25 protein-coding genes and 1 tRNA gene are annotated in these 26,047 nt (G+C 68.9%); 15 read left to right on the forward strand and 11 right to left on the reverse strand.

The genetic code is table 11. From position 1 onward, the window contains the following. The first annotated feature begins 73 nt into the window (after positions 1–73). Together NBE95_RS01840 and NBE95_RS01845 are read left to right on the forward strand one after the other, a co-directional pair. Positions 74–1,816: a type I secretion system permease/ATPase gene (locus NBE95_RS01840; protein ID WP_289894200.1), complete on the forward strand. Its 1,743-nt coding sequence runs from the start codon at positions 74–76 to the stop codon at positions 1,814–1,816. Beyond that, the gene (locus tag NBE95_RS01845) at positions 1,813–3,243 is read left to right on the forward strand and encodes an HlyD family type I secretion periplasmic adaptor subunit (protein WP_289894201.1); all 1,431 of its coding nucleotides are present in this window, start codon (positions 1,813–1,815) and stop codon (positions 3,241–3,243) included. The genes NBE95_RS01840 and NBE95_RS01845 overlap by 4 nt, the downstream gene beginning before the upstream one ends. 200 nt (positions 3,244–3,443) lie before the next feature. Here the strand turns inward: NBE95_RS01845 and argF are convergent, their stop codons facing one another. The 4 genes from argF to NBE95_RS01865 form a co-directional block, all read right to left on the reverse strand. Continuing rightward, the gene (gene argF, locus NBE95_RS01850; RefSeq protein WP_289894202.1) at positions 3,444–4,370 is read right to left on the reverse strand and encodes an ornithine carbamoyltransferase; all 927 of its coding nucleotides are present in this window, start codon (positions 4,368–4,370) and stop codon (positions 3,444–3,446) included. A 97-nt stretch (positions 4,371–4,467) separates the two neighbouring features. Then, positions 4,468–4,944 (reverse strand): GNAT family N-acetyltransferase, encoded by a 477-nt coding sequence (locus NBE95_RS01855; RefSeq protein ID WP_289894203.1) that lies wholly within the window; start codon positions 4,942–4,944, stop codon positions 4,468–4,470. Beyond that, positions 4,937–6,109: an aspartate aminotransferase family protein gene (locus NBE95_RS01860; RefSeq protein WP_289894204.1), complete on the reverse strand. Its 1,173-nt coding sequence runs from the start codon at positions 6,107–6,109 to the stop codon at positions 4,937–4,939. Before NBE95_RS01860 ends, NBE95_RS01855 begins: the two co-directional genes overlap by 8 nt. A gap of 209 nt (positions 6,110–6,318) precedes the next feature. Next, positions 6,319–7,140 (reverse strand): ABC transporter permease, encoded by an 822-nt coding sequence (locus tag NBE95_RS01865; protein ID WP_289894205.1) that lies wholly within the window; start codon positions 7,138–7,140, stop codon positions 6,319–6,321. Between the two features lie 130 nt (positions 7,141–7,270). Here NBE95_RS01865 and NBE95_RS01870 point away from each other — a divergent pair, with 130 nt between their 5' ends. From NBE95_RS01870 to lpxK, 8 genes are all read left to right on the forward strand, one after another. Continuing rightward, on the forward strand, positions 7,271–7,885 hold the full coding sequence (locus NBE95_RS01870) for a GcrA family cell cycle regulator (protein ID WP_289894206.1): 615 nt from the start codon (positions 7,271–7,273) through the stop codon (positions 7,883–7,885). A 55-nt stretch (positions 7,886–7,940) separates the two neighbouring features. Next, positions 7,941–8,327 (forward strand): NUDIX hydrolase, encoded by a 387-nt coding sequence (locus tag NBE95_RS01875; RefSeq protein ID WP_289894818.1) that lies wholly within the window; start codon positions 7,941–7,943, stop codon positions 8,325–8,327. A gap of 185 nt (positions 8,328–8,512) precedes the next feature. Then, on the forward strand, positions 8,513–10,231 hold the full coding sequence (gene metG, locus NBE95_RS01880; RefSeq protein ID WP_289894207.1) for a methionine--tRNA ligase: 1,719 nt from the start codon (positions 8,513–8,515) through the stop codon (positions 10,229–10,231). Between the two features lie 94 nt (positions 10,232–10,325). After that, positions 10,326–11,246, forward strand: a complete 921-nt coding sequence (rocF, locus tag NBE95_RS01885) for an arginase (RefSeq protein WP_289894208.1) — start codon at positions 10,326–10,328, stop codon at positions 11,244–11,246. Positions 11,247–11,587: 341 nt separating this feature from the next. Beyond that, a tRNA-Leu gene (locus NBE95_RS01890) sits at positions 11,588–11,673 on the forward strand. Positions 11,674–12,020: 347 nt separating this feature from the next. Then, positions 12,021–12,266, forward strand: a complete 246-nt coding sequence (locus NBE95_RS01895; protein ID WP_289894209.1) for a DUF4170 domain-containing protein — start codon at positions 12,021–12,023, stop codon at positions 12,264–12,266. A 16-nt stretch (positions 12,267–12,282) separates the two neighbouring features. After that, the gene (locus NBE95_RS01900) at positions 12,283–13,515 is read left to right on the forward strand and encodes a glycosyltransferase N-terminal domain-containing protein (protein WP_289894210.1); all 1,233 of its coding nucleotides are present in this window, start codon (positions 12,283–12,285) and stop codon (positions 13,513–13,515) included. Further along, the gene (gene lpxK / locus NBE95_RS01905) at positions 13,512–14,501 is read left to right on the forward strand and encodes a tetraacyldisaccharide 4'-kinase (protein WP_289894211.1); all 990 of its coding nucleotides are present in this window, start codon (positions 13,512–13,514) and stop codon (positions 14,499–14,501) included. The genes NBE95_RS01900 and lpxK overlap by 4 nt, the downstream gene beginning before the upstream one ends. Positions 14,502–14,576: 75 nt before the next feature. Here the strand turns inward: lpxK and NBE95_RS01910 are convergent, their stop codons facing one another. Next, the gene (locus NBE95_RS01910; protein WP_289894212.1) at positions 14,577–15,239 is read right to left on the reverse strand and encodes a DsbA family protein; all 663 of its coding nucleotides are present in this window, start codon (positions 15,237–15,239) and stop codon (positions 14,577–14,579) included. Continuing rightward, a complete protein-coding gene (locus tag NBE95_RS01915; protein ID WP_289894213.1) occupies positions 15,236–15,775 on the reverse strand; it encodes a DUF721 domain-containing protein in 540 nt (179 codons plus the stop codon). Before NBE95_RS01915 ends, NBE95_RS01910 begins: the two co-directional genes overlap by 4 nt. An 86-nt stretch (positions 15,776–15,861) precedes the next feature. Here NBE95_RS01915 and NBE95_RS01920 point away from each other — a divergent pair, with 86 nt between their 5' ends. Beyond that, positions 15,862–16,935, forward strand: a complete 1,074-nt coding sequence (locus tag NBE95_RS01920; protein WP_289894214.1) for an A/G-specific adenine glycosylase — start codon at positions 15,862–15,864, stop codon at positions 16,933–16,935. An 11-nt stretch (positions 16,936–16,946) separates the two neighbouring features. Continuing rightward, complete coding sequence (locus NBE95_RS01925; protein ID WP_289894215.1) at positions 16,947–18,083, forward strand: alkane 1-monooxygenase; 1,137 nt, start codon at positions 16,947–16,949, stop codon at positions 18,081–18,083. 117 nt (positions 18,084–18,200) lie between these two features. Here NBE95_RS01925 and NBE95_RS01930 read toward each other — a convergent pair whose 3' ends face one another. The 4 genes from NBE95_RS01930 to NBE95_RS01945 form a co-directional block, all read right to left on the reverse strand. After that, positions 18,201–19,331 (reverse strand): site-specific DNA-methyltransferase, encoded by a 1,131-nt coding sequence (locus NBE95_RS01930; RefSeq protein WP_289894216.1) that lies wholly within the window; start codon positions 19,329–19,331, stop codon positions 18,201–18,203. A gap of 88 nt (positions 19,332–19,419) precedes the next feature. Next, positions 19,420–20,052, reverse strand: a complete 633-nt coding sequence (locus NBE95_RS01935) for a ribonuclease HII (RefSeq protein WP_289894217.1) — start codon at positions 20,050–20,052, stop codon at positions 19,420–19,422. After that, a complete protein-coding gene (locus NBE95_RS01940; RefSeq protein ID WP_289894218.1) occupies positions 20,049–20,528 on the reverse strand; it encodes an ureidoglycolate lyase in 480 nt (159 codons plus the stop codon). The genes NBE95_RS01935 and NBE95_RS01940 overlap by 4 nt, the downstream gene beginning before the upstream one ends. A gap of 57 nt (positions 20,529–20,585) precedes the next feature. Continuing rightward, on the reverse strand, positions 20,586–21,761 hold the full coding sequence (locus tag NBE95_RS01945) for an MFS transporter (protein ID WP_289894219.1): 1,176 nt from the start codon (positions 21,759–21,761) through the stop codon (positions 20,586–20,588). A 277-nt stretch (positions 21,762–22,038) separates the two neighbouring features. Here NBE95_RS01945 and NBE95_RS01950 point away from each other — a divergent pair, with 277 nt between their 5' ends. The 3 genes from NBE95_RS01950 (at position 22,039) to NBE95_RS01960 (ending at position 25,234) form a co-directional block, all read left to right on the forward strand. Then, positions 22,039–22,788: a GntR family transcriptional regulator gene (locus NBE95_RS01950; RefSeq protein WP_289894220.1), complete on the forward strand. Its 750-nt coding sequence runs from the start codon at positions 22,039–22,041 to the stop codon at positions 22,786–22,788. A gap of 108 nt (positions 22,789–22,896) precedes the next feature. Continuing rightward, on the forward strand, positions 22,897–24,378 hold the full coding sequence (locus NBE95_RS01955; RefSeq protein WP_289894221.1) for a L,D-transpeptidase: 1,482 nt from the start codon (positions 22,897–22,899) through the stop codon (positions 24,376–24,378). 1 nt (position 24,379) lies between these two features. Beyond that, entirely contained in the window at positions 24,380–25,234 is an 855-nt protein-coding gene (locus NBE95_RS01960) for an extensin family protein (RefSeq protein WP_289894222.1), read from the forward strand. Position 25,235: 1 nt separating this feature from the next. Here the strand turns inward: NBE95_RS01960 and NBE95_RS01965 are convergent, their stop codons facing one another. Next, entirely contained in the window at positions 25,236–25,967 is a 732-nt protein-coding gene (locus NBE95_RS01965) for a Crp/Fnr family transcriptional regulator (protein ID WP_289894223.1), read from the reverse strand. Positions 25,968–26,047: the final 80 nt, after the last annotated feature.

A 26,047-nucleotide genomic window follows, 5' to 3' on the forward strand; every position in this document is an offset into this window, starting at 1 on the left:
GCTGCGTAGAGTTGGGATAAGCGCTGCGACAACGCCGGGCAAGCCCGGCCAGACGATGAGGAAAGGAACCGGCATGGCTTCGCCGCCGATGCGACATGACGGCCGAAAAGAGCTTGCCTCCGCGCGCGGCAGGGCATGGCAGCTCTATGCCTTCGTCGGGCTGTTTTCATTCGCGGTGAACACGCTGATGCTGACCGGGCCGCTGTTCATGATGCAGGTCTATGACCGCGTGCTGGCCAGCCGCTCGGTCGAGACGCTGACGGCGCTGTTCCTGCTGGTGGTGTTCCTGTTCGCGATGATGGGCGTGCTGGACCTGGCGCGCAACCGCATCATGGCCCGCGTCGCCGCCCGCTTCCAGGAACGGATGGAGGGGCGGGTCTTCACCTCCGGGCTGCAGGACGGCCAGGCGGCGGGTTCGGACCTGGTGGTGCGCGGCGGCATGCGCGACCTCGAGGCGGTGCAGCGGCTGATCGGCTCGCCGGTGCTGATGGCGATTTTCGACCTGCCCTGGGCGCCCTTCTTCCTGGCCGCGGTCTTCATCTTCCACCCGCTGCTTGGCGCGGTCGCCACGGCGGGCCTGCTGGTGCTGGTGATCGCCACGGTGCTGAACCAGTGGCTCAGCCGCGATTCGCTGCAGCAGGCCGCCATCGCCGGCCAGTCGGCCGAACGCATGTCCGACCTCTACCGCGACGAGGGTGAGCTGATCGGCTCGCTCGGCATGCGGGCCGCGGCCTTCCACCGCTGGCAAGAGGCCCGCGACCGCGCGACCGAGGCGACGATGCGCGGCAATGACCGCGCCACCAGCTTCACGGTGTTTTCCCGCACCTTCCGGCTGTTCCTGCAAAGCGCGCTGCTGGCCGCCGGCGCCTGGCTGGTGCTGCGGCAGGAGGTGACGCCCGGCGCCATGATCGCCTCGTCGATCCTGATGGGCCGGGCGCTGGCGCCGATCGAACAGGTGGTCGGCGGCTGGGCCATCGTCCAGCGCGCGCAGGACGGTTGGAAACGCCTGTCGGACCTTCTGGCGCGCCGGCCGCCGCCGACCGCCCGCACCCCCCTGCCCCGCCCCGACGCCCAGCTCGAGGTGCGCAACCTGACCGTGGTGCCGCCCGGCCAGGGCGTGGCGACGCTGCGCGGCGTCAGCTTCGATCTGAACCCCGGCCAGGCCCTGGGGGTGATCGGCCCCTCGGGCGCCGGCAAGACCACGCTGGCGCGGGCGCTGATCAGCGCCTGGCCCATCGCCGGCGGCTCGATCCGGCTGGCCGGGGCGACGCTGGACCAATACGACCCGGACGTGCTGGGCGGGCTGATCGGCTACCTGCCGCAGCAGGTCACCCTGTTCGATGGCACCATCGCCGAGAACATCGCCCGGCTCTCGCCCGAACCCGATCCGCAGCGCGTCGTCGCCGCGGCCACCGCGGCGGCCGCGCATCGCATGATCCTGGACCTGCCGCAGGGCTACGACACGCCCGTCACCCAGACCGGCGGCCGGCTGTCGGGCGGGCAGATCCAACGCATCGGCCTGGCCCGGGCGCTCTATGCCGATCCGGCGATCTTCGTGCTGGACGAGCCGAACTCGAATCTCGACAACGAGGGCTCGACGGCGCTGAACATCGCCATCCGCAACATCAAGGCGCGCGGCGGCGCGATCATCATCATGGCGCATCGCCCGGCAGCGATCACCGAATGCGAAATGCTGTTGGTGCTCGACCAAGGCATGCGCCGCGCCTTCGGCCCGCGCGACGAGGTGCTGAAATCGCTGGTCAAGAATGCCGACCAGATCGTCCGTGCGCAGGGCCATGGCGGAGGCGTCACATGAGCGATCCAGGCAATATCGGCCGCGCGCCGGTCGAAAAGCTGTCGGCGACGCCCGCCGACCCCGCGGGCCCGCTCCCGCATTTCCGCGCCCGCCGCGCCGAACTGCCGCATCCGCCGCCGCCGCCCCCGCCCAGACGCCCGGAATGGTCGGCCCGCGGCTCGGTGCTGCTGGGAATGGTCGCGCTGCTGGTCATGCTTGGCGGCTTCGGCCTCTGGGCTTGGACCGCGCGCATCGCCGGGGCGGTGGTCGCGCCCGGCCAGGTCGAGGTCGAACAGCGCCGCCAGGTCGTCCAGCATCCCGATGGCGGCGTGGTGGCCGAGATCCTGATCCATGACGGCCAGGCGGTGACGGCCGGCCAGCCGCTGATCCGCCTGGACGGCGCGCTGCTGAACACCGAGCTTGCCATCGTCGAGGGCCAGTATTTCGAGATCCTGGCCCGCCGCGGCCGGCTCGAGGCGGAACGCGCCGACCGCAAGGAGATCGCCTTTCCCGACCCGCTGATCGAGGCGGCGGCGACCCGGCCCGAGCTGAAGGCGTTGATGGACGGGCAGGAAAGCCTGTTCCGGGCGCGGCTGGACACGCTCAACCAATCGCTCGGCCAGCTTGCCAAGCAATCCGAACAGGTGCAGTCGCAGATCGGCGGCATCGACGCCCAAAGCGACGCCCTGCAAAAGCAGCGCGACTTCATCGCCGAGGAACTGCGCGACCAGCGCTCGCTCTTGGAAAAGGGCCTGGCGCAGGCGCCGCGCGTGCTGGCCCTGGAACGCGAGGCCGCGCGGCTGGACGGGCTTCTGGGCGAAACCACCGCCACCCGCGCCCGCGCGGTGACGCAATTGGCCGAGATCGACCTGTCGCGGCTGGAAAAGACCGCCACCCACCGCGAAGCCGCCGAGACCGAGCTGCGCGACCTTGGCTATCGCGAGCTGGAACTGGCCGAGCGCCGCCGCTCGCTGACCGAGCAGATCACCCGGCTGGAGGTCCGCGCCCCGGTCTCGGGCGTGGTGCAGGAATTGCAGGTGACCACGCCCCGCGCCGTCATCCGTCCGGCCGACCCGATCCTGTACATCATCCCGCAGGACCGGCCGCTGGTCGTCGCCGCCCGCATCGCCACCATCAATGTCGACGAGGTGCATCCGGGGCAGGAGGTGGTGCTGCGCTTCTCGTCCTTCTCGTCGCGCACCACGCCCGAAATCGACGGGGTGCTGAGCCGGGTCTCGCCCGACACGCTGGTCGACCAGGCCACGCATATCCCCTATTACCGCGCCGAGGTGACGATCCCGCCCGAGCAGGTGGAAAAGCTCAAAGGGCTGGAACTGGTGCCCGGCATGCCGGTCGAGGTCTATGTCCAGACCGGCGAGCGCAGCCCCCTGGCCTATCTGGTCAAGCCGCTGAGCGACTATTTCACCCGCGCCTTCCGCGAGAACTGAAACCGCGCCGCGCCGGCTTTCTCGGTTTCCGAAATACCCTGGGGGAGTCGTGCATCCGCACGACGGGGGCAAAGCCCCCACTCCCCGGAGGGGCCCGGCGCCCGGGCCGGGCAGGTCTCTCCCCTCCCGGCCAGCCCGCCCGCAGCGGCAGCCGCGCCGCTTGTCGTCAACGCCGGATCACCGCCAGGGCCGCGGCCCCCTCAGACGCCCAGGCACCAGCGCATGATCGCCTTCTGCGCGTGCAGCCGGTTCTCGGCCTCGTCGAAGATGACCGAGTTCGGGCCATCCATCACCGCGCTCGTCACCTCGTCGTCGCGATGCGCCGGCAGGCAATGCATGAACAGCGCGTCGGGCCGGGCCCCCGCCATCAGCGCCTCGTTCACCTGATAGCCGCGCAGCTGGTTGTGCCGCCGCTCGCGCGCCGATTGCGGGTCGTGCATCGACACCCAGGTATCGGTCACCACCAGATCGGCGCCCTCGACCGCCTTGGCCGGGTCGCGCTCGATCCGCACCTGCACGCCCTGGGCACGGGCGAATTCCACCGCCTCGCGCTCGGGGTCCAGCGTGGCCGGGCCGGTAAAGGTGAAGTCATAGCCGAACTGCCCGGCGGCATGGATCATCGAGCAGCAGACATTGTTGCCGTCGCCCGACCAGACCACCTTCTTGCCGGCGATGGGACCGCGATGCTCCTCGAAGGTCATCACATCGGCCATGATCTGGCAGGGATGGGTGCGGTTGGTCAGGCCATTGATGACCGGGACCGTGGCATATTCGGCCATTTCCTGCAGCGTCGCCTCCTCGAAGGTGCGGATCATGATCAGATCGACATAGCGCGACAGCACCCGCGCGGTGTCGGCGATGGTCTCGCCATGCCCCAGCTGCATCTCCTTGCCCGACAGCACCATGGTCTGCCCGCCCATCTGCCGCACGCCCAGGTCGAAGCTGACCCGGGTCCGGGTCGAGGGTTTTTCGAAGATCAGCGCCACCATGCGGTTCTTCAGCGGCAGGTCGGCATCGGGCGTGCCTTTGGGCTGGCCGTTGCGGGCATCCTTCATCCGCCGCGCGGTGTCGATCATGCCGCGCAGATCTGCCTTGTCGGTGGTATGGATGTCGAGGAAACTGTTCATCTGTGACTGTCTTTCGGATTGATCCGGCAAGCAAGCCGCTTTGCCGAAGGGAGGTCAAGGCCCAAGGCCCGGTATCGCGGCAGAATTCGACGCAGCCTCATCGGTGCCGGGTCATGACGCGGGCCAGGGTCCCGTCCTCGGTGGGGCGCAGCTCCTCGCCGCGAAAGCCAGCCTTCCGATAGGCTCGGATCGCGCGCAGGTTGCCGGGTTCGGGGTCGATGACCAGGATCGACGCCTCGGCCAGCAGCCGGTCGCCCAAGGCGCGCAACCAGGCGCCGCCATGGCCGAAACCCTCGGGTCCGGAAAAACAGTCGATCGCCAGCGCGTCAGTCGGCAGGCCGGCGAAATGCGGCGCGCCCCAGTGATGCGCCGGGTAGAATTGCGCATAGGCGATGGCCGTGCCGTTCAACAACACCAGCCATTGCCGCATCGCCGGCTCGTCCAGGTCCTCCTCGATCCCGGCCAGTTGCGCCTCGGCGCCGCGCCACCAGCGCGCCACCTCGGGCAGGTGCAGCCAATCCGCCAGCAGGGGCAGATCGGCGTGCGTCACCGGCCGGAAGCCGAACCTATCCATCCAGCCTGCCGGCCGCCCGGTCGAGCCGCGCGACCGCCTCGGCGATCTCCTCATCCGAGATGGTCAGCGGCGGCAGCAGCCGCAGCGTGTCGTCCGCCGCCGCCACGGTCAGGAGATGCTCGGCATAGCCGGCCTTGACCACCTCGCCCGGCGCGACCTTGCATTTCAGCCCCAGCATCAGCCCCTGGCCGCGCACGAAGTCGAAGACATCGGGATGCGCCGCCACCAGCCCCTCGAGCTTCTGGCGCAACAGCGCCGCCTTGCGATTCACCTCGGCCAGGAATTCCGGCGCCGCGATGATCTGCATCACCCTGGCACCCACCGCGCAGGCCAAGGGGTTGCCGCCATAGGTCGAGCCATGCGTGCCGACCGCCATGCCGGCGGCCGCCTTTTCCGTGGCCAGCACCGCGCCCAGCGGGAAGCCGCCGCCGATGCCCTTGGCGACCATCATGATGTCGGGGGCGATGCCGGCATATTCATGGGCGAACAGCTTGCCGGTGCGGCCCATGCCGGACTGCACCTCGTCCAGCACCATCAGCGCGCCGGTCCGGTCGCAAAGCTCGCGGATCAGGCGCAGGTCGGCATCGGGCAGCGGGCGGATGCCGCCCTCGCCCTGCACCGGTTCCAGCATGACGGCGGCGGTGCGGTCGGAAATCGCCGCCTTCAGCGCCTCCATGTCGCCCCAGGGCAATTGCCGGAAGCCGGGCATCAGCGGGCCGAAGCCCTTGACCATCTTGTCCGAACCCGCCGCCGCGATGGCGCCGGTCGAGCGGCCGTGGAAGGCACCCTCGAAGGTCAGGATCTCGTTGCGGTCCGGATCGCCCGCCTCGTGCCAATATTTGCGCACCATCTTGATCGCCAGTTCCGCGGCCTCGGTGCCGGAATTGGTGATGAAGGCGGTGTCGGCGAAGGTATGCTCGATCAGCAGATCCGCCAGCTTCTCCTGCTCGGGGATCTGGTAGAGGTTCGAGACATGCCAAATCCGGTTCGCCTGCTCGGTCAGCGTGGCGACCAGATCGGGGTTGGCATGGCCCAGCGCGTTCACGGCGATGCCGGCGCCCAGGTCCAGGTATCGCGTCCCGTCCGTCGCGATGGCCCAGGAGCCCTCGCCCCGCTCGAAGGCGATGGGCGCGCGGTTATAGGTCGGCAGGACGTGCGAAATCATGGAGTTACCCTCTCTGGGAACGGCCGCGTGGCGGCACCATGGCTGACGAAAAGACGGGAAGGCAGGCGGGATCGGTCGTTGACGGCGTCAACGTCGGGGACGGGCGATATGGACGGTCCGCGTGATCATGGCCCGTCGCATAGCGCGGAAGCGCGGCCGGCGCAACGGTCATTTCTGCGGTCATTTCTGCGGTCCGAGCGGCAGCCATTTCAGGGCTTCATCCGATAGCCGGTGGCCAGCCAGCGCCAGGCGGTGAACAGGACCAGCGCCACCGTCAGCGCGCAGACCACCAGCCCGTGCAGCGCCGGCGCGTCGGAAACCCCGGCGATGCCGTAACGGGCGCCGTCGATCAGATAGAAGATCGGGTTCCAATGCGCCAGCGCCCGGAACGGCTCGGGCAGCGCCTCGACGGAATAGAAGGTGCCCGACAGGAAGGACAGCGGCGTCACGATGAAGTTGGTGATCACCGCCATCTGGTCGAATTTCTGCGCCACGATCCCGGCCAGCAGCCCCAGCCCGCCCATCAGAAGCGCCCCCAGCACCACGAAAGCCAGCGTCCAGGCCGGATGCGCCACCCCCTGGCCCAGGACCAGCGCCATGCCCGTGGCGATGGCGGCGGCGACGATCAGCGCCCGCGCCACGGCGCCGATCAGATAGCCGGCCAGGATCTCGGCCGCCGACAGGGGCGGCATCAGCGTGTCGACGATATTGCCCTGCATCTTGGCCGAGATGATGCTGGACGAGGTGTTGGCAAAGGCGTTCTGGATCACTGTCATCATCAGGATGCCCGGCCCCAGGAAGGCCAGGTAGGGCAAGCCCATCACCTCGCCCCGGCTGCGCCCCAGCGCCAGGGCGAAGACGATCACGAACAGCGCCGAGGTCATCAGCGGCGCGAAAATGGTCTGCTGCCAGACGCTCATGAAGCGCATGATCTCGCGCCGGCTGAGCGTATAGAGGCCCAGCCAGTTCATCCGGCCAAAGCGGCGCACGCCCATCTGGCGGAATCCGGGACTGGTCGGGGTCTGTCGCATCGGCGCTCCTTGAATTTGCGGGCTCGGACGGGTAAATCTGGCTATCCCCGGATTTAAGGCCGGGTCTAGCGGAATTGAAGCCACGAACACGAAGGGCACCGGAACCAAGCCGGTGCAGGAAAGGCAAGACATGTCCTGGACGGACGAGCGCGTCGAGACGCTGAAACGCATGTGGGCCGAGGGCCAGTCGGCCAGCCAGATCGCCAAGGAACTTGGCGGCGTGACCCGCAACGCGGTGATCGGCAAGGTTCACCGCCTTGGCCTGTCGAATCGCAGCGAGGAGGGCGAGGCCGCGCCGGCCGCGGCCCCGGTCGCAGAAGCCCGGCCCGCCGCCCCGGCGGCCGCACCGCCGCCCGAGCCGAAGCCGGCCGCAGCCGCCGCGCCGGCGCCGCAACCCAAACCCGCGGCGGCCCCCGAGCCCGCCCCGGAACCGGCAGCGGCGGCGCCGCAGCCCAGCTTCAACCGCCGGTCCATCGTGCCGGCCGGCCAGCCGCTGCCGCCGCAGCCCTCGGCCAATGAGATCAGCCCCGAGGCGCTGGCCTCGGTCCGCGAGGTCGAGAAGCGCGCCCGCAAGCTGACGCTGATGGAACTGACCGAGCGCACCTGCAAATGGCCGATCGGCGACCCGGCGACCGACAAGTTCTGGTTCTGCGGCCTGCCGTCGGCCCCCGGCAAACCCTATTGCGAGGCGCATGTCGGCGTGGCCTTCCAGCCGATGAGCTCGCGCCGCGACCGCCGTCGCTGAGGTGGGATTCCCCCGGCTTGCCGCGCTGGCCGTGACGCTGGACGGCTCGGGCGACATGACCCGCGTGCTGCTGGTGCAACGCCGCAACCCTCCCGATGCCGGGCTTTGGGGTTTCCCCGGCGGCCATGTCGAGCCGGGCGAGACGGCGCTGCAGGCCGCCGCCCGCGAACTGGCCGAGGAAACCGGCGTCATCGCCCGGCCAAGGGCCTATATCGACAATATCGACGTGATCGAGTGCGGGCCGGACGGCGCCCTGCGCTTTCACTTCCTGCTGGCCGCGGTGCGCTGCGATTATGTCTCGGGCGTGCCGGCGGCGGCGGATGACGCGCTGGACGCGCGCTGGGTTCCGGTCGCCGAGATCCGCCGCGCCGCCCTGCCGCTCAGCGCCCGGGTGGCGGACACGGTGGCCAGGGCGTTGCTGCTGGAACGGCTGGGCGACTGACCGCCCTTCGGAGACGAGCAGGCGACGCCGACGGCACCTCGATACTGCATCCCGATACTGCATCCCGATACTGCGGCCCGCCATGACGGTCGACGTGGCCTGCGTCTGGATCGGCGGCCTATGGACGCTGGCCTTCACCCGATCCGATGGCTAAATACGGGCGACGAACCTTACAGGATCCGCATATGGCCCGGCATCTCATCACCTCGGCGATCCCTTACATCAACGGGATCAAGCACCTCGGCAATCTCGTCGGCTCGCAGCTTCCGGCGGATCTTTATGCCCGCTACCTGCGGGGCCGCGAGCATGAGGTGATGTTCATCTGCGCCACCGACGAGCATGGCACCCCCGCCGAGTTGGCCGCGGCCAAGGCCGGCAAGCCGGTGCCGGTCTATTGCGCCGAGATGCACGAGATCCAGGCCGAGATCGCCCGCAACTTCGGCCTGTCCTTCGACCATTTCGGCCGGTCGTCCAGCGAGCGCAACCATGTGCTGACCCAGCATTTCGCCGGCAAGCTGGACGAAAACGGCTGGATCTCCGAGGTCGAGGAAAAGCAGGTCTATTCGATCGACGACGGCCGCTTCCTGCCCGACCGCTATATCGAGGGCACCTGCCCGAATTGCGGCTATGACAAGGCGCGCGGCGACCAGTGCGAGAACTGCACCAAGCAGCTGGACCCGACCGACCTGATCGAGCCGCGCAGCGCCATCAGCGGCTCGACCAACCTGGAGGTGCGGGCAACGAAGCACCTCTATCTGCGCCAGCGCGCGCTGAAGGACCGGATCGCCGCCTGGATCGACAGCAAGGCCGACTGGCCGATCCTGACCACTTCGATCGCCCGGAAATGGCTGAACGACGGCGACGGGCTGCAGGACCGCGGCATCACCCGCGACCTGGACTGGGGCATCCCGGTGAAGAAGGGCGACCGGCCCTGGCCGGGGATGGAAGGCAAGGTCTTCTACGTCTGGTTCGACGCGCCCATCGAATATATCGCCGCCACCGCCGAGGGTGCCGACAAGCGCGGCGAACCCGACAGCGCCTGGCGCCGCTGGTGGCGGCTGGACGAGGGCGCCGAGGACGTGACCTATACCCAGTTCATGGGCAAGGACAACGTGCCCTTCCACACCCTCAGCTTCCCGGCCACGATCATCGGCTCGGGCGAGCCGTGGAAGCTGGTCGATTACATCAAGAGCTTCAACTACCTGACCTATGACGGCGGCCAGTTCTCGACCAGCCAGGGCCGCGGCGTGTTCATGGACCAGGCGCTGTCGATCCTGCCCGCCGATTACTGGCGCTGGTGGCTGCTGTCGCACGCCCCGGAATCGGGCGACAGCGAGTTCACCTGGGAGAATTTCCAGCAATCGGTGAACAAGGATCTGGCCGACGTGCTGGGCAATTTCGTCAGCCGCATCACCAAGTTCTGCCGCAGCAAGTTCGGCGAGACCATCCCCGAGGGCGGCAGCTACGGCCCCGAGGAGGAGGCGCTGGTCGAGGCGCTGACCACCCGCATCCGCGCCTATGAGGGTTTCATGGACCATGTCGAGGTCCGCAAGGCGGCGGCGGAACTGCGCGCGATCTGGGTTCTGGGCAACGAATACCTGCAATCGACCGCGCCCTGGTCCACCTTCAAGACCGATCCCGACAGGGCGGCGATGCAGGTCCGTCTGGGACTGAACCTGATCCGGCTCTATGCCGTGCTGTCGGCGCCCTTCATCCCCTTCGCGGCGGATGCGATGCTGGCGGCCATGCGCAGCAACGACCGCGACTGGCCCGATGATGTCCGCGCCGCGCTGCAGGCGTTGCCGGCCGGCCATGGCTTCACCGTGCCCGAGGTGCTGTTCGCCAAGATCAGCGACGAGCAGCGCGACGAATGGCAGGAGCGGTTCAAGGGCATTCGCGGCTAAGGCAGGGCTGGCGCCGCTGACGTGGACGGTGGACTTCCGCCGCCGGGCAAGGGCATGATCGCGCACATCCCGACCGACAAGCGCAGAGGCCAACATGACCCATTGCATCCTGATCGGCGCCCCGGTGGACGAGGGCCAGCGGCGGCCCGGCTGTCTGATGGGCCCCGCCGCCTATCGCGTGGCCGGGCTGACCGCGACCCTGGCCGCGCTGGGGCACACGGTCGAGGATCGCGGCGATCTGCGGCCCGCCCCCGGCCGCGGCCAGAGCTGCGCCAGCCCCGCCGTGCATCACCTGCCCGAGATCATCGCCTGGACCGAGACGCTGCGCGCCGCCGGCTGCGCGGCGATGGAAGAGGGCATGCCGATCTTTCTGGGCGGCGACCATGCGCTGGCGCTGGGGACACTGGCCGGGGTGGCCGCGCATGCCCATGCGGCGGGCCGGCCGCAATTCGTGCTGTGGCTGGACGCGCATAGCGATTTCCACACCGTCGAGACCACCCAATCGGGCAACCTGCATGGCACGCCGCTGGCCTATGCCGCGGGCCGGCCGGGCTTCGACGCCTTCCCCGCCTTCCCGGCGCCGATCCCGCCTCGGAACATCTGCATGTTCGGGATCCGCAGCGTGGACGCCGCCGAATCCGCCGCGCTGCGCGAGACCGAGATCGTGGTGAACGACATGCGCGTTCTGGACGAGCGCGGCATCGTCGCGCCGCTGCGCGAATTCCTCGACCGGGTGCGGCAGGAGAACGGGCTGCTGCACGTATCGCTGGACGTGGACTTCCTCGATCCCTCGATCGCGCCGGCCGTCGGCACCACCGTCCCCGGCGGCACCACCTTCCGCGAGGCGCATCTGGTCTGCGAACTGCTGCATGAAAGCGGGCTGATGACCTCGCTGGACCTGGTCGAGCTGAACCCGTTCCTGGACGAGCGCGGCCGCACCGCCAAGCTGATGGTCGATCTGGTCGGCTCGCTGATGGGCCGCAAGGTCTTCGACCGGCCGACGCGCAGTTACTGAAACGCGGGCTCCCTACAGCCGAAGCCCGGGCGCAAGGAGGGCCGGCTGTGGCGGTTCAAGGAATGTCCGGAACCCGCCATGGCGGCCCTGCCGTGCAGGCGGCGGCCTGTTGCGCGCGACCGGTCGGCCATCCGCCGCGCGCCGCCCCGGCATGCGCCACCCGCGCGCTGCACGGCAAAACGTCGCCGCGGATATCCGGGCCGAGACCTGACGCGCCCCATGCGTCTAGCCGCCGCCGATCCAAAAGCCGGTCTCCGACGGTTCCGCCGGCCGCATTGCGGCCGCCCTGCCCGCGCCAAGGCTTGCCAATCCCCACCGCGCCGGCTAGCCAATCCCCCGGCGCGGGCGTGGCGGAATGGTAGACGCATGGGACTTAAACTCCCTGGGGCGCAAGCCTGTGCGGGTTCGAGTCCCGCCGCCCGCACCACCCTGCCCGTCCCATATGTCAAATAAGCGCGAAATTCCTGCCCTGCCTTCATCCGCAGATTGCGCCCGGCAGAGACGAGACCGCAGGCGGCCATCTGTGGACAGCCACCCGCGATCGCAGAAAGAGGGCAGGAAAAGCGCACCGGTTCGCCCTTCCCGGCCACCCGAAACACCCTCACCACCACGATTGGGCAATCCGGGGATGGTTCCCTCTATCGGCCTTTCCTGCTTACTCCGGCTGTCGATTCGTCGCAAATGTCAACAGCGGTCCATTTTAAACAAATCTCCTTGGTTCGCCGGTTTACCTCGGCTAGGGTCGCGCCGAAAATCCGAACCCAGGAGACCATGATGGCGCAGCGCCTTCACCTCGTTTTCGGCGGCGAGCTTGTCGATCCCACCCGCACCGAATTCCGCGACACCAAGAACATCCACATCGTCGGCGTCTATCCGAACTATGCCGAAGCGCATGCCGCCTGGAAATCCGAGGCGCAGCGCACCGTGGACAGCGCCCATACCCGCTATTTCATCGCCCATCTGCACCGTCTGCGCGACGAGGAGCGGGAGGTGAGCCCGACCGAGGAACTGGGCAGCTGAGCGCAAGCGAATCGCGATGCTCCCCTTTCAGGCCACCGCGTCCCTGGCGCTTTGGCTGCATCTGCGGCGACGGGCGGCGATTGGCAGCGGACAGGCCCAACCCTTCGAGCCGCCGCCGGGCGCCGGACCGCTGGTCATGGTGCATCTCTCGGAGCGGGGCGAGGAGCCCCCGCCCCTCGGCGCGCTGCTCAAGGTGATGCTGGCCCGCCGGCCGGGGCTGCGCTTCGCCTTCACCGGCGCGGCGCCGCCGCCGGATGCGCTGCCGGCCGGCCTGCCCGCCGTCGCCCTGCCCCGCCCCACCGATCCGGGCGCCGCCCGCGAGGTCATCCAGGCCCTGTCGCCGCGCGTGCTGCTGATCCTCGGCGACCAGCTTCCGGCCTCGCTGATCGCCGGCATGGCCGATGCGGGACTGCCGGTGATCCTGTCCGAGGCGCGGCTGGTCGCCTATACCCGCCGCGGTTCGTGGCGCGGCGCCATCAATCGTGGACTGATGGGCAGGATCACCCGCATCCTCGCCCCCGACCTGACCGCCGGCGCGGCCGCGCGGCAACTGGGTGCGCCGCCCGACCGGATCGAGCTGACCGGCCCGGTGACGGAGACCCGCGCGCCGCTCGGCGCCAACGAGGCCGAGCGGCGTGCCCTGGCTCATATCCTCGCCGGCCGCCACATCTGGCTGGCCGCCGCCCCCACCCTGCCCGAGGCCGGTGCAGCGCTGGCCGCGCATCAGGCCATGCTGCATCACAACCACCGCGCGCTGCTGATCCTGGCCGGGCTGCCCCCCGAGACCATCCCCGGGATCCAGGCCGAGGCCGAGGCCCTGGGCCTTGCCTCGGTGCTGCGTTCCGAGGATGACGACCCCTCGCCCGACGACCACGTGCTGATCGCCGAGGACACGCATGAGCTGGGGCTGTGGTATCGCCTGGCGCCGGTCTGTTTCATGGGCGGCACGCTGCTGCCCGGCCCGGGCCTCGCGCCGCGCCACCCGTTCGAGCCGGCGGCGCTCGGCTCGGCCATCATCCACGGCCCGATCACCGACCCGCACGGGCCGGAATGGATGCAGCTCGACGGCGCCTCGGCCGCCCGGCTGGTCACCGATGCGCAGGCGCTCTCGCGGGCGGTGGCCGACCTGACGGCGCCGGACCAGGCGGCGATGCTGGCCGGCAACGCCTGGTCGGTCAGCACCGGCGGCGCCGCGGTGCTGCGCCGCATCGCCGACACCGTGCTCGAGGCGATGGAGCCCGCCGCATGAGCCGCCGCGCCCCCGATTTCTGGTTCCGCCCGCCGGGCCTTACGGCGCGGCTGCTGGCGCCGCTGGGCGCGCTTTACGCCGCCGCCACCGCCCGGCGCCTGGCGCGCGGGCCGCGCATCCGGCCGGGCGTGCCGGTGATCTGCGTCGGCAACCTGAACGCCGGCGGCACCGGCAAGACCCCGACCGCGATCATGCTGGCCCAACTTCTGCAGGCGCGCGGCGTGGCGGTGCATATCGTCTCACGCGGCTATGGCGGCAGCGAAAAGGGGCCATTGCGGGTCGAGGAATCGCGCCATAACGCCGCCCAGGTCGGGGACGAGCCGCTGCTGATGGCGGCCTTCGCGCCGGTCTGGGTCGCCGACGACCGGCTGACGGGGGCGCGGGCGGCGGTCCAGGCCGGGGCGCGGGCGATCCTGCTCGACGACGGCTTCCAGGACCCGGCGCTGGCGCATGACCTGTCGCTGGTGGTGGTCGATGCGGCCAAGGGCTTCGGCAACGGCTTCTGCCTGCCCGCCGGACCGCTGCGCGAACCGATGGACCGCGGCCTGGCCCGCGCCGACCTGCTGCTGTCGATCGGCGACGCCGCGGCTCAGGCACGCTTCGCCGCCCTATGGGGGCGGCGGTTGGCGCTGCCGCATCTGACCGGGCAACTGGCGCCGCTGCAGACCGGCATGGACTGGCAGGGCCAACGCGTCCTGGCCTTTGCCGGCATCGGTCATCCCGAGAAATTCTTCGCCACCCTGCGCGGCCTCGGCGCCGAGGTGGTGCGCGCCGAGGCGCTCGAGGATCACCAGCCCTTCACCCCGCAATTGCTGACCCGGCTGGAGGCCGAATCGCGGCTGCTCGGCGCGCAGATGGTGACCACGGAAAAGGACGCCGCGCGACTGCCGCGCAGCTTCCGGCCCAGGGTGCTGGCGTTGCCGGTGCGGCTGCAGCTCGACGACCCGGCGCCGCTGACAGATCGTCTGGAGGCGCTGGGGCTGTGAAAGGCGCCGCAAGCCCGTGCCCGGCGCCTTCACCGTTTTCCAAATACCCCGGCGACCGCGCCGCCGGGCGAAGGCTCAGCCCTTCTCGGCCAGCTTGGCGTCGATGATCTTCTTCAGCTCGTCCCAAGGCTGGTTCTGGATCTTTTCGCCGGCGATGATGAAGGTGGGCGTGCCCTCGATCTGATCGGCGGTGGCATTGGTCTGGAAGGTGGTGACCAGGTCCGCGACCTTCTGCTTGTCGTTCCAGCAGGCATCCATCTGTTCTGTGGTCATGCCGGCCTTGGCGCCGATCTTGCGCAGATTGGCGGCGATCTCGTCGCCGGACTTGGCGTCCAGCCATTGCTTCTGGTCGTCGAAGATCAGGTCCGAGACGGCATAATACTTGTCGTCGCCGCCGCAGCGCGCCAGGATCCCGGCCCACAGGCCCACGGCATCGAAATAGACGTCGCGCTGGATGAATTTCACCTTGCCGGTATCGACATATTCGGCCTTCAGCTTCGGCAGGTTCTCGGCATGGAAGGCCGCGCAATGGCTGCAGGTGAAGCTGGCATATTCGATGATCGTCACCGGCGCGTCTTCCTGGCCCAGGGCGATGTCGGGCAGGACCTTGCCCTCGGGCATCTGCTCGGCGGTCTGGGCGTTGTCGGCGGGTTTCGCCTCTTGCGCCAACGCGGGCAGCGCAGAGACGGTCAGCGCGGCCGTGGCGGCGGCGATCAGAGAACGGCGAAGCAGCATCATGGATTGGCCTTTCGGTCGTTGACGTCCCGGCGGGACAGGATGTTCAGTGCCAGCCGCCGCATGGCGGCGGACAGCGCGGGATTGTCGAAGCCCGAGGCGATGTCCTCGGCCTGGGCGAGCTTCTGCGGATCGGGCGCGGCGGAACGGCGCGGCGCGGCGGTGAACTCGGCCTGGCCCTCCGCAAAGCCGATCGGCGCGGTCTGGGTCAGCACGATGCGCGAGACGGCGTTGAAGCCGTAGCAGGCATTCACCCGGGCGCGGATCTGGTCCACTTGCATGGCGACCAGCGGCGCATGCGCGCCCGGCACCAGCAGCGTCAGCGTGGCACCGAACCCTTTGCCATGGCTGATCCGGACCGGGCGGGTATGGGCGGCAAGCTCGGCGCCGACCACCTCCTGCCAATGCGTCAGCAGCCGGGCCACCGCGAAACCCCGCCCCTCGCCCACGGTCTTCACCCGCTGCGCAACCAGTTGCGCGGCGGCCTCGAAGCCGCGCATCCGGCGGCGGGGCTGGGTCTCGGGTTTCTTCTGGGCCATCGGGCAACCATATGGTTTATCTGCGCCGCAGTCTGGACCGCGACGCGCCCGGACGCCAGAGAGACGAAGCTGAACGAGGCTGAAAATTGCGTGACCCGAAGGTGATCCCCACCGAGCTGCTGGCTTGGTACGACCGCCATGCCCGCGCGCTGCCCTGGCGGGTGGCGCCCGGACAAGGCCGCGCCGACCCCTATCGCGTCTGGCTGTCCGAGGTGATGCTGCAACAGACCACCGTCGCCACGGTGAAAGCCTATTTCGAGCGTTTCACCAGCCTCTGGCCCACGGTCCACGCCCTCGCCGCGGCCGAGGATGCGCAGGTGATGGCGGAATGGGCCGGGCTCGGCTATTACGCCCGCGCCCGCAACCTGGTGGCCTGCGCCCGCGCCGTCGCCGCCCTGGGCGCATTCCCCGACACGCGCGCGGGGCTGGCGGCGCTGCCCGGCATCGGCGCCTATACCTCGGCCGCCATCGCCGCCATCGCCTTCGACCGGCCCGAGACGGTGGTGGACGGCAATGTCGAACGCGTGGTGGCCCGGCTTTTCGCGGTCGGAACGCCGCTGCCCGCCGCCAAGCCGGAACTGGTGGCGCTGGCCGGCAGCCTGACCCCCGACCGGCGGCCGGGCGATTTCGCCCAGGCCATGATGGATCTGGGCGCGACGATCTGCACGCCGCGCAGCCCGGCCTGCGGCATTTGCCCGATCATCCCGCATTGCGCCGCCCGGGCGCAAGGCATTGCCGCCGAACTGCCGCGCAAGGCGCCGAAGAAACCCAAGCCGCTGCGCCGGGGCACGGTCTGGATCGGCTTTGCCGAGGGCGCGGTGCTGGTCGAGACCCGGCCCGACAAGGGCCTGCTGGGCGGCACGCTGGCCTTTCCCTCGACCGGCTGGGACGGCTCGCACCAGCCGCCGCCCGCCCGCGCCGACTGGCAGGAGATCGGCCTTGTCCGCCATGTCTTCACCCATTTCGCGCTGGACCTGACGGTGATGAGCGCCCGCTTGACCGCGGCGCCGGAACGCGGCAGCCTGACCCCGCTTGGCGCCTTCCGCCCCAGCGCCCTGCCGGGGCTGATGCGCAAGGCCTGGTCGCTCGCCAAGGACCGTTCCGAAACAGCCCGCCCCGCGACACCGCGTCGCCATGGCAAGCCACAGCAAAAGCCGTGATGGTTGCACCCATGCAAACCGCGTTCCGCGCCCGCCTGATCGACGCCCTGCCCTTCTGGCTCTCCCTCGGCATGGTGCCGCTGGCCCTGCTTGCCACGCGGCTGGGCGGCTGGTGGTTCGCGCTGATGCCGCTTTATGCTTGGTATCTGATGACCATGCTGGACGCGGTGCTGGGCCTGAACCAGGAAAACCCCGACACCGAGACGCCGGAATCGCAGCTGATCTGGTATCGTGCCATCACCGTGATCTGGTTCCCGATTCAGGCGGCGATGATTTTCGGCGCGATCTGGTATGCCACCCGCAGCGACCTGTCCGGCTGGGAAAAGCTCGGCCTGTTCTTCGGCATCGGCGTCGCCTCGGGCACCATCGGCATCGTCTATGCCCATGAGTTGCTGCACCAGCGAAACAAGCTGGAACGCTGGCTGGGCGACCTGCTGCTGGCCTCGACGCTGTATTCGCATTTCCGCACCGAGCACCTGCTGGTGCATCATTCCTGGGTGGCGACGCCGCGCGATGCGGTCTCGGCCCGCTACAACGAGGGCTTCTTCCGCTTCTTCCTGCGCGTGCTGATCGAGTGCCCGAAAAGCGCCTGGACGGCCGAGACCCGGCGCCTGACCCGCTCGGGCCGGTCGAAATTCGACCGCCGCAACCCGTTCTGGCGTTACGGCGCGCTGCAATTGGCCATGCTGGCGCTGGCCCTCATCCTCGGCGGCTGGCAGGGGCTGCTGCTGTTCCTCTGGCAGGCCTTCGTCGCCGTCTGGCAGCTCGAACTGACCAATTACGTCGAACATTACGGCCTGACCCGCAAGCATCTGGGCGACGGGCGCTACGAACATGTCCTGCCGCGGCACAGCTGGAATTCTTCGCATACCGCGACCAACTGGCTGCTGATCAACCTGCAGCGCCATTCGGACCATCACTACAAGCCCGACCGGCGCTTTCCGCTGCTGCAGACCTATTCCGACGAAGAGGCGCCGCAACTGCCGATGGGCTATCCGGCGATGACCTTCCTGGCCATGGTCCCGCCCCTGTGGCGGCGGCGGATGAACCCGCGCGTCCGGGCCTGGCGGCGGCAGTTCTATCCCGAGATCACCGATTGGCAGCCCTATAACCGCGGCGCGCTGCCGATGCCGCGCGGGGCGCTGTAGTTCCGAGACCCGGCCGGAAAACCAAAAAGGCCCCGCCCGGCACAAGGCCGAACGGGGCAAGGCGGTCCCGGCCGCGCCAGAGCTCGCGGAGCTTCGGGACTTGGCGAAACCTTGGAATCAGTGGGCGCGGCCTTCCTCGGCCTCCATCTCGGCGCGGATCTGCTGGCGCAGGATGTCGATGGGCACCATCCGCCCCTCGCGCCGGAAATGCCAATAGGTCCAGCCGTTGCAGCTGGGCGCCCCCTCCAGCGCGGCGCCGACCTGGTGGATCGAGCCCTTCACGTCATTGCCGATCAGGCTGCCATCGGCGCGCACCTTGGCCTTGTGGCGGTTGTTCATCGAATAAAGCTCCTCGCCCGGGCGCAGCATGCCGCGCTCGACCACCTGGCCGAAGGGCACGCGCGGTTCGGCGCGCTTGGGCTTGATGGTGGCGATGGCCTCGCTGTCGAACTTGCGGATGCGGGCCAGGCGCTTCTCGGCCACCGCGCGATAGGCGGCTTCGCGCTCGATGCCGATGAAGTCGCGGCCCAGCATCTTGGCCACGGCGCCGGTGGTGCCGGTGCCGAAGAACGGATCCAGCACCACGTCGCCGGGATTGGTCGAGCCGACGAGGATGCGGTGCAGCAACGCCTCGGGCTTCTGGGTCGGATGCGCCTTGGCGCCGCCGGCATCCTTCAGCCGCTCGCCGCCGGTGCAGATCGGCAGCACCCAGTCGGAACGCATCTGCACGCCCTCGTTCAGCGATTTCAGCGCCTCGTAGTTGAAGGTGTATTTCGCGCCCTCGGACTTGCTGGCCCAGATCATCGTCTCATGCGCGTTGGTCAGCCGCTTGCCGCGGAAGTTCGGCATCGGATTGGCCTTGCGCCAGACCACGTCGTTCAGGATCCAGAAACCCTGGTTCTGCAGCTCGGCGCCGACGCGGAAGATGTTGTGATACGAGCCGATGACCCAGATCGCGCCATCGGGCTTGAGAATGCGGCGGGCCGCCGCCAGCCAGTCGCGGGTGAAGCGGTCATAGGCCGCGAAGCCCGAGAACTGGTCCCAATGGTCGTCCACCGCATCGACGCGGCTGTTGTCGGGTCGGTGCAGCTCGCCCTTGAGCTGCAGGTTATAGGGCGGATCGGCAAAGATCAGATCGACGCTGGCCTCGGGCAGCGCGTTCATGATCTCGATGCAGTCACCGGCCAGAATCTGGTTGAGCGGAAGGGTTCGCGCCGCAGCGCGGGATTTGATATCAGGTTTCGTCATCACTGCCTCGGGGTTCGGCTATTGGGTTGCCGATTTGCTGAGGCCGATAATGAGTCAGAGCCGATTCGCCGTCAAATTCTTTTTCGAATCAACAGCTTGTGGTTTCTTCTTTACACAAGATGTTGTGGACGGGGGCGAAGCTGCGCCTATGATATGGGGTCACGCCCAGATCTAGCAGCGCCTGGCGATGCGCCGCGGTCGCATAACCGGCATTCGCCTCCCAGCCGTATCCGGGGTGCTGTTGCGCCAAATCCACCATGATGCGATCGCGCAACAGTTTGGCCAGGATCGAGGCCGCGGCGATGGACAGGCAGCGCCCGTCGCCGCCCACCACCGCCTGCCCCGGCAGATCCAGTTCGCGCGGCAGCATGTTGCCGTCGATCAGCACCAGACAGGGCCGCTGCCGCAGCCCGGCGATGGCCCGGCACATCGCCAGATGCGAGGCGCGCAGGATGTTCATCGCGTCGATCTCCTCGACGCTGGCATGGCCGACGGCCCAGTCGCAACGCGCCATCAGCAGCTCGGCCAGCGCCTCGCGGCGCTTGGCGGTCAGCTTCTTCGAATCGTTCAGCCCTTCGGGGATGCAGGCGGCATCCAGGATCACCGCCGCCGCCGTCACCGGCCCGGCCAGCGGCCCGCGCCCGACCTCGTCCACGCCGGCCACGAAGCGCGCGCCGCCGCGCAGCGCCGTCGCCTCGAAGGAATAGTCGGGAAGGCTCATGCCTCGACGGTGACGGGGGCGATCTCGACCTCTTCCAGGTTCACGCCCTCGCCCTCGCGGTCCACGACCAGGAAATCCGCCGGACGGTCCAGCGGCGTCAGCACGCCATGCCAGACTCCGGCACGCAGATTCACCCCCATGCCTGCCGGCACCAGGAAGGCGATCGGCGCCCCCGGCCGCCCGCCTTCGTCCGGCGCCACGATCGACAGCCAGGGATCGGTCCCCAGCGGCACGAAGGCCTGCGAGCCCAGCGGATGCCGCTCCAGCAGCGCGCAGTCATAGGGCAGGCTTACCGGCTCGGAGCGGAAGATCGAGATGATCGCCTCGCCGCCGCCGCGCTCGACCGTGGCCAGCGCGTGATGCCGCGCGCAGCGCCCGGCATTGATCATCTTCGAGGGCGCCCCGCGCGGGGCCAACAGCTCGCCGAATGGGGCGAATGCCTCGGCGGTGATGGGCTTTGCCTTGATCCTGCTCATTTTTCTCCGTTTCCCAAATACTCCGGGGGTCCGGGGGCAGCGCCCCCGGTCCGCAGCTTACAACCGCTCCATCCGCGGCAGGAAGATGGTCAGCAGACCCATCAGCGGCAGATAGGAGCAGATCTGATAGACGTATTCGATCCCCTTCGCATCCGCCACCACGCCCAGCACCGCGGCGGCAATGCCGCCCATGCCGAAGGCGAAGCCGAAAAAGATCCCGGCGATCATCCCGGTCCGGCCCGGCACCAGCTCCTGGGCAAAGACCACGATGGCCGGAAAGGCCGAGGCCAGGATCAGCCCGATGATCACCGTCAGCACCCCGGTGGTCGCCAGGCCGACATGCGGCAGCGCCAGGGTGAAGGGCAGGATGCCCAGGATCGAGAACCAGATCACCTTCAGCGGCCCGATCCGGTCGCCGACCAGCCCGCCCAGCATGACGCCGCCGGCCATGCCGCCCAGGAACAGGAACAGCATCACCTGCGCCTGCTGGGTGCTCAGCCCGAATTTCTCGATCAGGAAGAAGGTGTAATAGCTCGAGAGGCTGGCGGTGTAGATGTTCTTGGTAAAGGTCAGCAGCGCCAGGACCACGATCGCCACCGCCACCCGGCGCCGCGAAAAGGCCGAAGGCCCGGCGACCCGCGCGCCGGCGGCCTTGCGCCGCCCCTCGGCCCAGGTGCCGATGCGCCACAGCACCGCCGAGCCCAGCATCGCCGCGATCGAGAAGATCGCCACCGATGGCCGGCCCAGCGGCACGACGATGAAGGCGGCCAGCAACGGGCCCAGGGCCTGGCCGAAATTCCCGCCGAGCTGGAACAGCGATTGTGCGGTGCCGAAGCGCCCGCCCGAAGCGATTCGCGCCACGCGCGAACTTTCCGGGTGGAACACCGCCGAGCCGACGCCGATCAGCATCGCCCCGGCCAGAAGCACCCAGTATTCATGCGCCAGAGCCAGCAACAGCACCCCGCACACGGTCGAGCCCATGCCCACGGCCAGCGAGCGCGGCATCGGCTTCTTGTCGGTGACCGCGCCCACCACCGGCTGCAAGAGCGAGGCGGTGACCTGGAAGGCAAAGGTCATCAGGCCGATCTGCCAGTAGGAAAGCGTGAACTCCTGCTGCAGCAGCGGGTAGATCGCCGCCAGCATGGACTGCATGATGTCGTTGATCATGTGGCACAGGCTGATTGCGATCAGCACCGTCCAGGCCGTGGCGGAGGCGCCTTGGCCGCGGAACATCGTAGCTTCCGACACGGGCTTACCCTCTTGTGGATCGTTCGCCTTGTCATGCCGGGTTCCGGAATTGTCAACAACCCGGGGGAAGCCCGCCTATCGCCGGAATTGCGCTTGACCCCCAAGGAAATTTGCCATCAAAACTGAACCAGAGTGTTTACTTGCGTTAACCGGTCAGTCGGCCCCGCCAGCCGGCGCGCCGCCCGGCCATTCAGCCGAGCCTGTCGGACCGGGCATATCGAGTCGAGAAACCCCCGTCATAAAAAGCCATAAATCTATAAAAATGATCAGATTCCCCAGCCATCTGGCCCAGGCTCTTTCAGCGCAGGAACAAGAGCGCAAGCGCAGGAACATGACCTGGCAGGCGGTGCAGGAGGAGGTTCTGAACCGCATCCAGAACGGCGATTGGTCCGAGGGCAGCCTGATCCCGACCGAGGCCGAGCTGGCGACCGAATTCGGCTGCGCCCGTGCCACCGTGAACCGGGCGCTGCAGACCCTGGCGCAAAGCGGCGTGCTGGAACGGCGGCGCAAGGTCGGCACCCGGGTGGCGCAGCATCCGCGCGTGCAGATGGTGCGGACCCTGCTGCGGCGCGAGATCGAGGCCTCGGGCAAGGTCTATGGCTATGCCCTGCTGGATTGCCAGGAATGCTCTCCTCCGGCCGATGTGGCCCAGGCGATGCTGCTGCGGACCGAGGACGTGCTGCTGCGCGTCCAGGCCCGCTTCAGCGCCGACGGCGCGCTTTACTGCTGCGAGGAGCGCTGGATCAACAATTACGCCACCCCCGGCCTGACCCGCGAGGTGCTGGAGGAGATGAGCCCCTGCGAATGGCTGCTGGGCCATGTGCCGATCAACCGCGGCAGCATGGCCATGGCCGCCGCGCGCGCCGGCGAAGACTTCGTGTCGCAGGCCCTGGAACTGACCCCGGCCGATCCGGTGCTGCTGCTCGAGCGTCTGGACTGGCTGGGCAACATGCCGGTCTCGCTGACCCGGCGCTATTTCCCGGAAACCCACCGCTTCACCGCGACGATCTAGGGCGCCGTTCAAGCCGAGTTGACCGCCGCTTGCTTGCCTTGGCCGGCGCATTTGGCCAAAGCTGCGGCAAAACGACAAACACGACAGGCAACCAGAGCGGATCCGAGCATGTTCCCGACACGCCCGAAGGCGGGCCTCTTTTCACGCCTCGCGCTGACCGGCGCGGCGCTTCTCCTGCCGCTGACGCCCGGCTGGGCGCAGCCCGCGCCCACCGCGCCGACCACCACCCCGCCGGTCATCGCGCCGGTGGCGCCGCCCAAGCCCCGGGCGCTGACCTCGGTCACCCGCGACGAGATCGAGCAGGCGCAATATGACGGCGGCGACCTGCCCGCCGGCCAATCGGCGCTGACCGCCAAGGTGCAGATCCTGCTGGACCGCTCGGGCATCTCGCCCGGCGTGGTGGACGGCTGGCGCGGCGGCATGAGCGAAAGCGCCATCAAGGCCTTCCAGCGCCGCGCGGGGCTGGCGACCACCGGACGCATGGATCATGCGGTCTGGGATCTGCTGCAGGGCTATGGCCTGTCGCCGCTGACGGCGGACTACGCCATCACCGACGAGGACGCGGCCGGTCTCGTGGACAATATCCCCTCGGATTATGCCCGGAAGGCGGCGATGACCTCGCAGGGGTATACGAACGTGCTGGAAAAGCTGGCCGAGCGTTTCCACATGGACGAGAAATTCCTCGCCAAGCTCAATCCCGGCGCGGCTTTCCAGCCCGGCGAGACCATCCATGTCACCCTTCCGGCCAAGCCGATTCGCGCCAGCGTGACCCGGATCATCGTGGACAAGCAGACCCGCCGCGTCGCCGCCTATGACGCCAAGGGCAATCTGGTCGCGGATTATCCGGCCACGGTGGGCTCGGCCGACACGCCCTCGCCGCACGGCAATCACACCGTCGATGCGGTGGCGCTGAACCCGACCTATACCTACAACCCGCATCGCAACTTCAAGCAGGGCAAGAACGACCGTGTGCTGACCATCCCGCCGGGGCCGAACGCCCCGGTCGGCAATGTCTGGATCGACCTGAGCGAGCCGACCTATGGCATCCACGGAACCGCCACCCCTTCGCAGCTGTTCCTGAACCAGTCGCATGGCTGCGTGCGGCTGACGAACTGGGATGCCTGGGAACTGGCGCATATGGTGAAGCCGAAGGTCACGACCGTCGAGTTCCTCGCCCCGGGCGTCAGCATCGCCGACGTGACCGGCGCCTCGCCGGTGGTCGCGGCGACGCAGACGGCGGTGACCGCCACCATCGCCGGCACCCGCCCGCCGGCGCGCGGCACCCGGCTGCCGCCGCAGGTGCTTGCGGCCGAGTCGCCGGTTCCGGCCGAGGCGGCCGCCACCGCATCGGCCGCCGCCACGATCACCGAAGCCGCCGCATCCACCACCGCCGCCACGGTCGCGGCCCCTGCGCCGCTGGTCATCACCCCGGCGACGCCCGGCCCGACCGAGCCGCTGGTGCCCGCGACGCCGGCACCCGCCAGCCCCGGAGAGGAACCGGAATATCCGTCGGATGTCGGCCTGCCCGAAACCCTTCCGGGCCAGCCCTCGGGCAGCGTGACGCTGTATCCGCAGGTCCAGGCGCCCTGAGATGCGCGGGCTGGCGGTGATCCTGATGGCGCTGCCAAGCCTGGCCCTGGCCCAGGAGGCGCCGACGCCGCGTCCCGCAACCACCGCCGCCTCCGAGGAACGCCCGGCTCCGCGCCCCGACCCCAAGACCGCTCTGCCCACCGCCGAGACAGGGGAAAAGGCCGATCCCAAACCCGAGCGGGACAGGCAATCCGGGCCGGCACCGGCGGACCCCGCCGCCGCCGAAACGGACCCGCCGGTAACCGAGCCCGCCGGTCCGCCCGGCCCGCCCATCCATGCCACCTTGCGGGAAAGCGATTTCGATCATTCCGCCTGCCTGCTCGCGCTGACGCTGCTCGGCGCGGATTACAGCGAGGAGGCTCCGGTCACCGATCCCGAGCAGCGCGACTGCGGCATCGACCGGCCGATCCTGCTGCGCGCGCCGCTGCCGGGCATCGAGATTCCGGGCGGCGCGCTGATGCGCTGCGACACCGCCCGCCACCTGGCGCATTGGCTGCGCGACTTCGTGCGTCCGGCGGCGGCCCTGCTGCCCGGCCAGCCCAGGCTGGCGGCGCTGGAGCCGGGCTCGACCTATCAATGCCGGGCCACGGTCGGCAATGACAGCGCCAAGCTCTCGGAACATGCCTTCGGCAACGCCTTCGACATCGCGGCCTTCCGGTTCGGCGACGGCACCCGGATCGCCGTCGAGCCGCGCCAGGACAGCGGCGACCTGCAAGAGGCCTTCCAGCGCGCGGTGCGCGGCACGGCCTGCCTGCATTTCGCCACGGTCCTCGGCCCCGGCGCCAACGCGGCGCATGACAGCCACCTGCATCTGGACATCAAGCAACGGAACGGCGGCTGGCGGCTGTGCCAATGACTCAGCGCTTGACCCGGTCGAGTTCCAGATATTCCGGGTCGAAGCGCGCCAGCCGCGCCAGCCCGTGCCAGTCGAGGATCTCGATTTCGCCCCCGGACCAACGGATCAGCCCGCTGGCCCGCAGGTCGCGCACCGCGCGGTTCACATGGATCGAGGTATAGCCCAGGATATCGGCCAGTTCCTTCTGCAGCAGCGGCAGGACGAAGCGGTGATCCTGCGCCGCGCCCACGCTGGCCAGCCGGGTGTAGAGTTCGCACAGCAGATGCGCCAAATGCGCGCTGGAGCGCAGCGATGCCGCCGCCACCAGCCATTGCCGATGGATCGCCGCGTCGATCACCGTGGACATCCACAAGAGCCGGGTCAGGTGGGCGAAATGCCGCGTGACCCGTCGCAGGTCGGCGTGATCGACGAATTCGACCTCGGACTCGCCGACCGAGATCACGTCATGCTCAAGCCCCGCCAGCACGAAGCCGTGCAGGTCGACGAAATCCCCCGGCACGTGCAAGGCGGTGATCACCCGTTCGCCCGGGCGGCCGGCCAGTTCATGCTGGCGCGCCGCCATGCCGCGCAGCATCATGCAGCTGCGCGTCGCCAGCCGGCCGCGCGGCACGATCACCTCGCCCGGGCGGAAACAGGCATGCGTGGTCGGAATCGCACGAAGGCAGGCAATATCGGATTCGGAAAGCAGATCCCGTCTTTGCAGGTAGCGGACAAAATACTCGGTGATCGCCATGACGCTCCTCGGCTCGACCGCGGGAGATTGTCAACTCGGCGGCGGCGCCGCAATGATCTCGGGGCTGCGGTCAACATTTA

This window comes from Paracoccus sp. TOH (genome assembly GCF_030388245.1).
Lineage (GTDB): Bacteria > Pseudomonadota > Alphaproteobacteria > Rhodobacterales > Rhodobacteraceae > Paracoccus > Paracoccus simplex.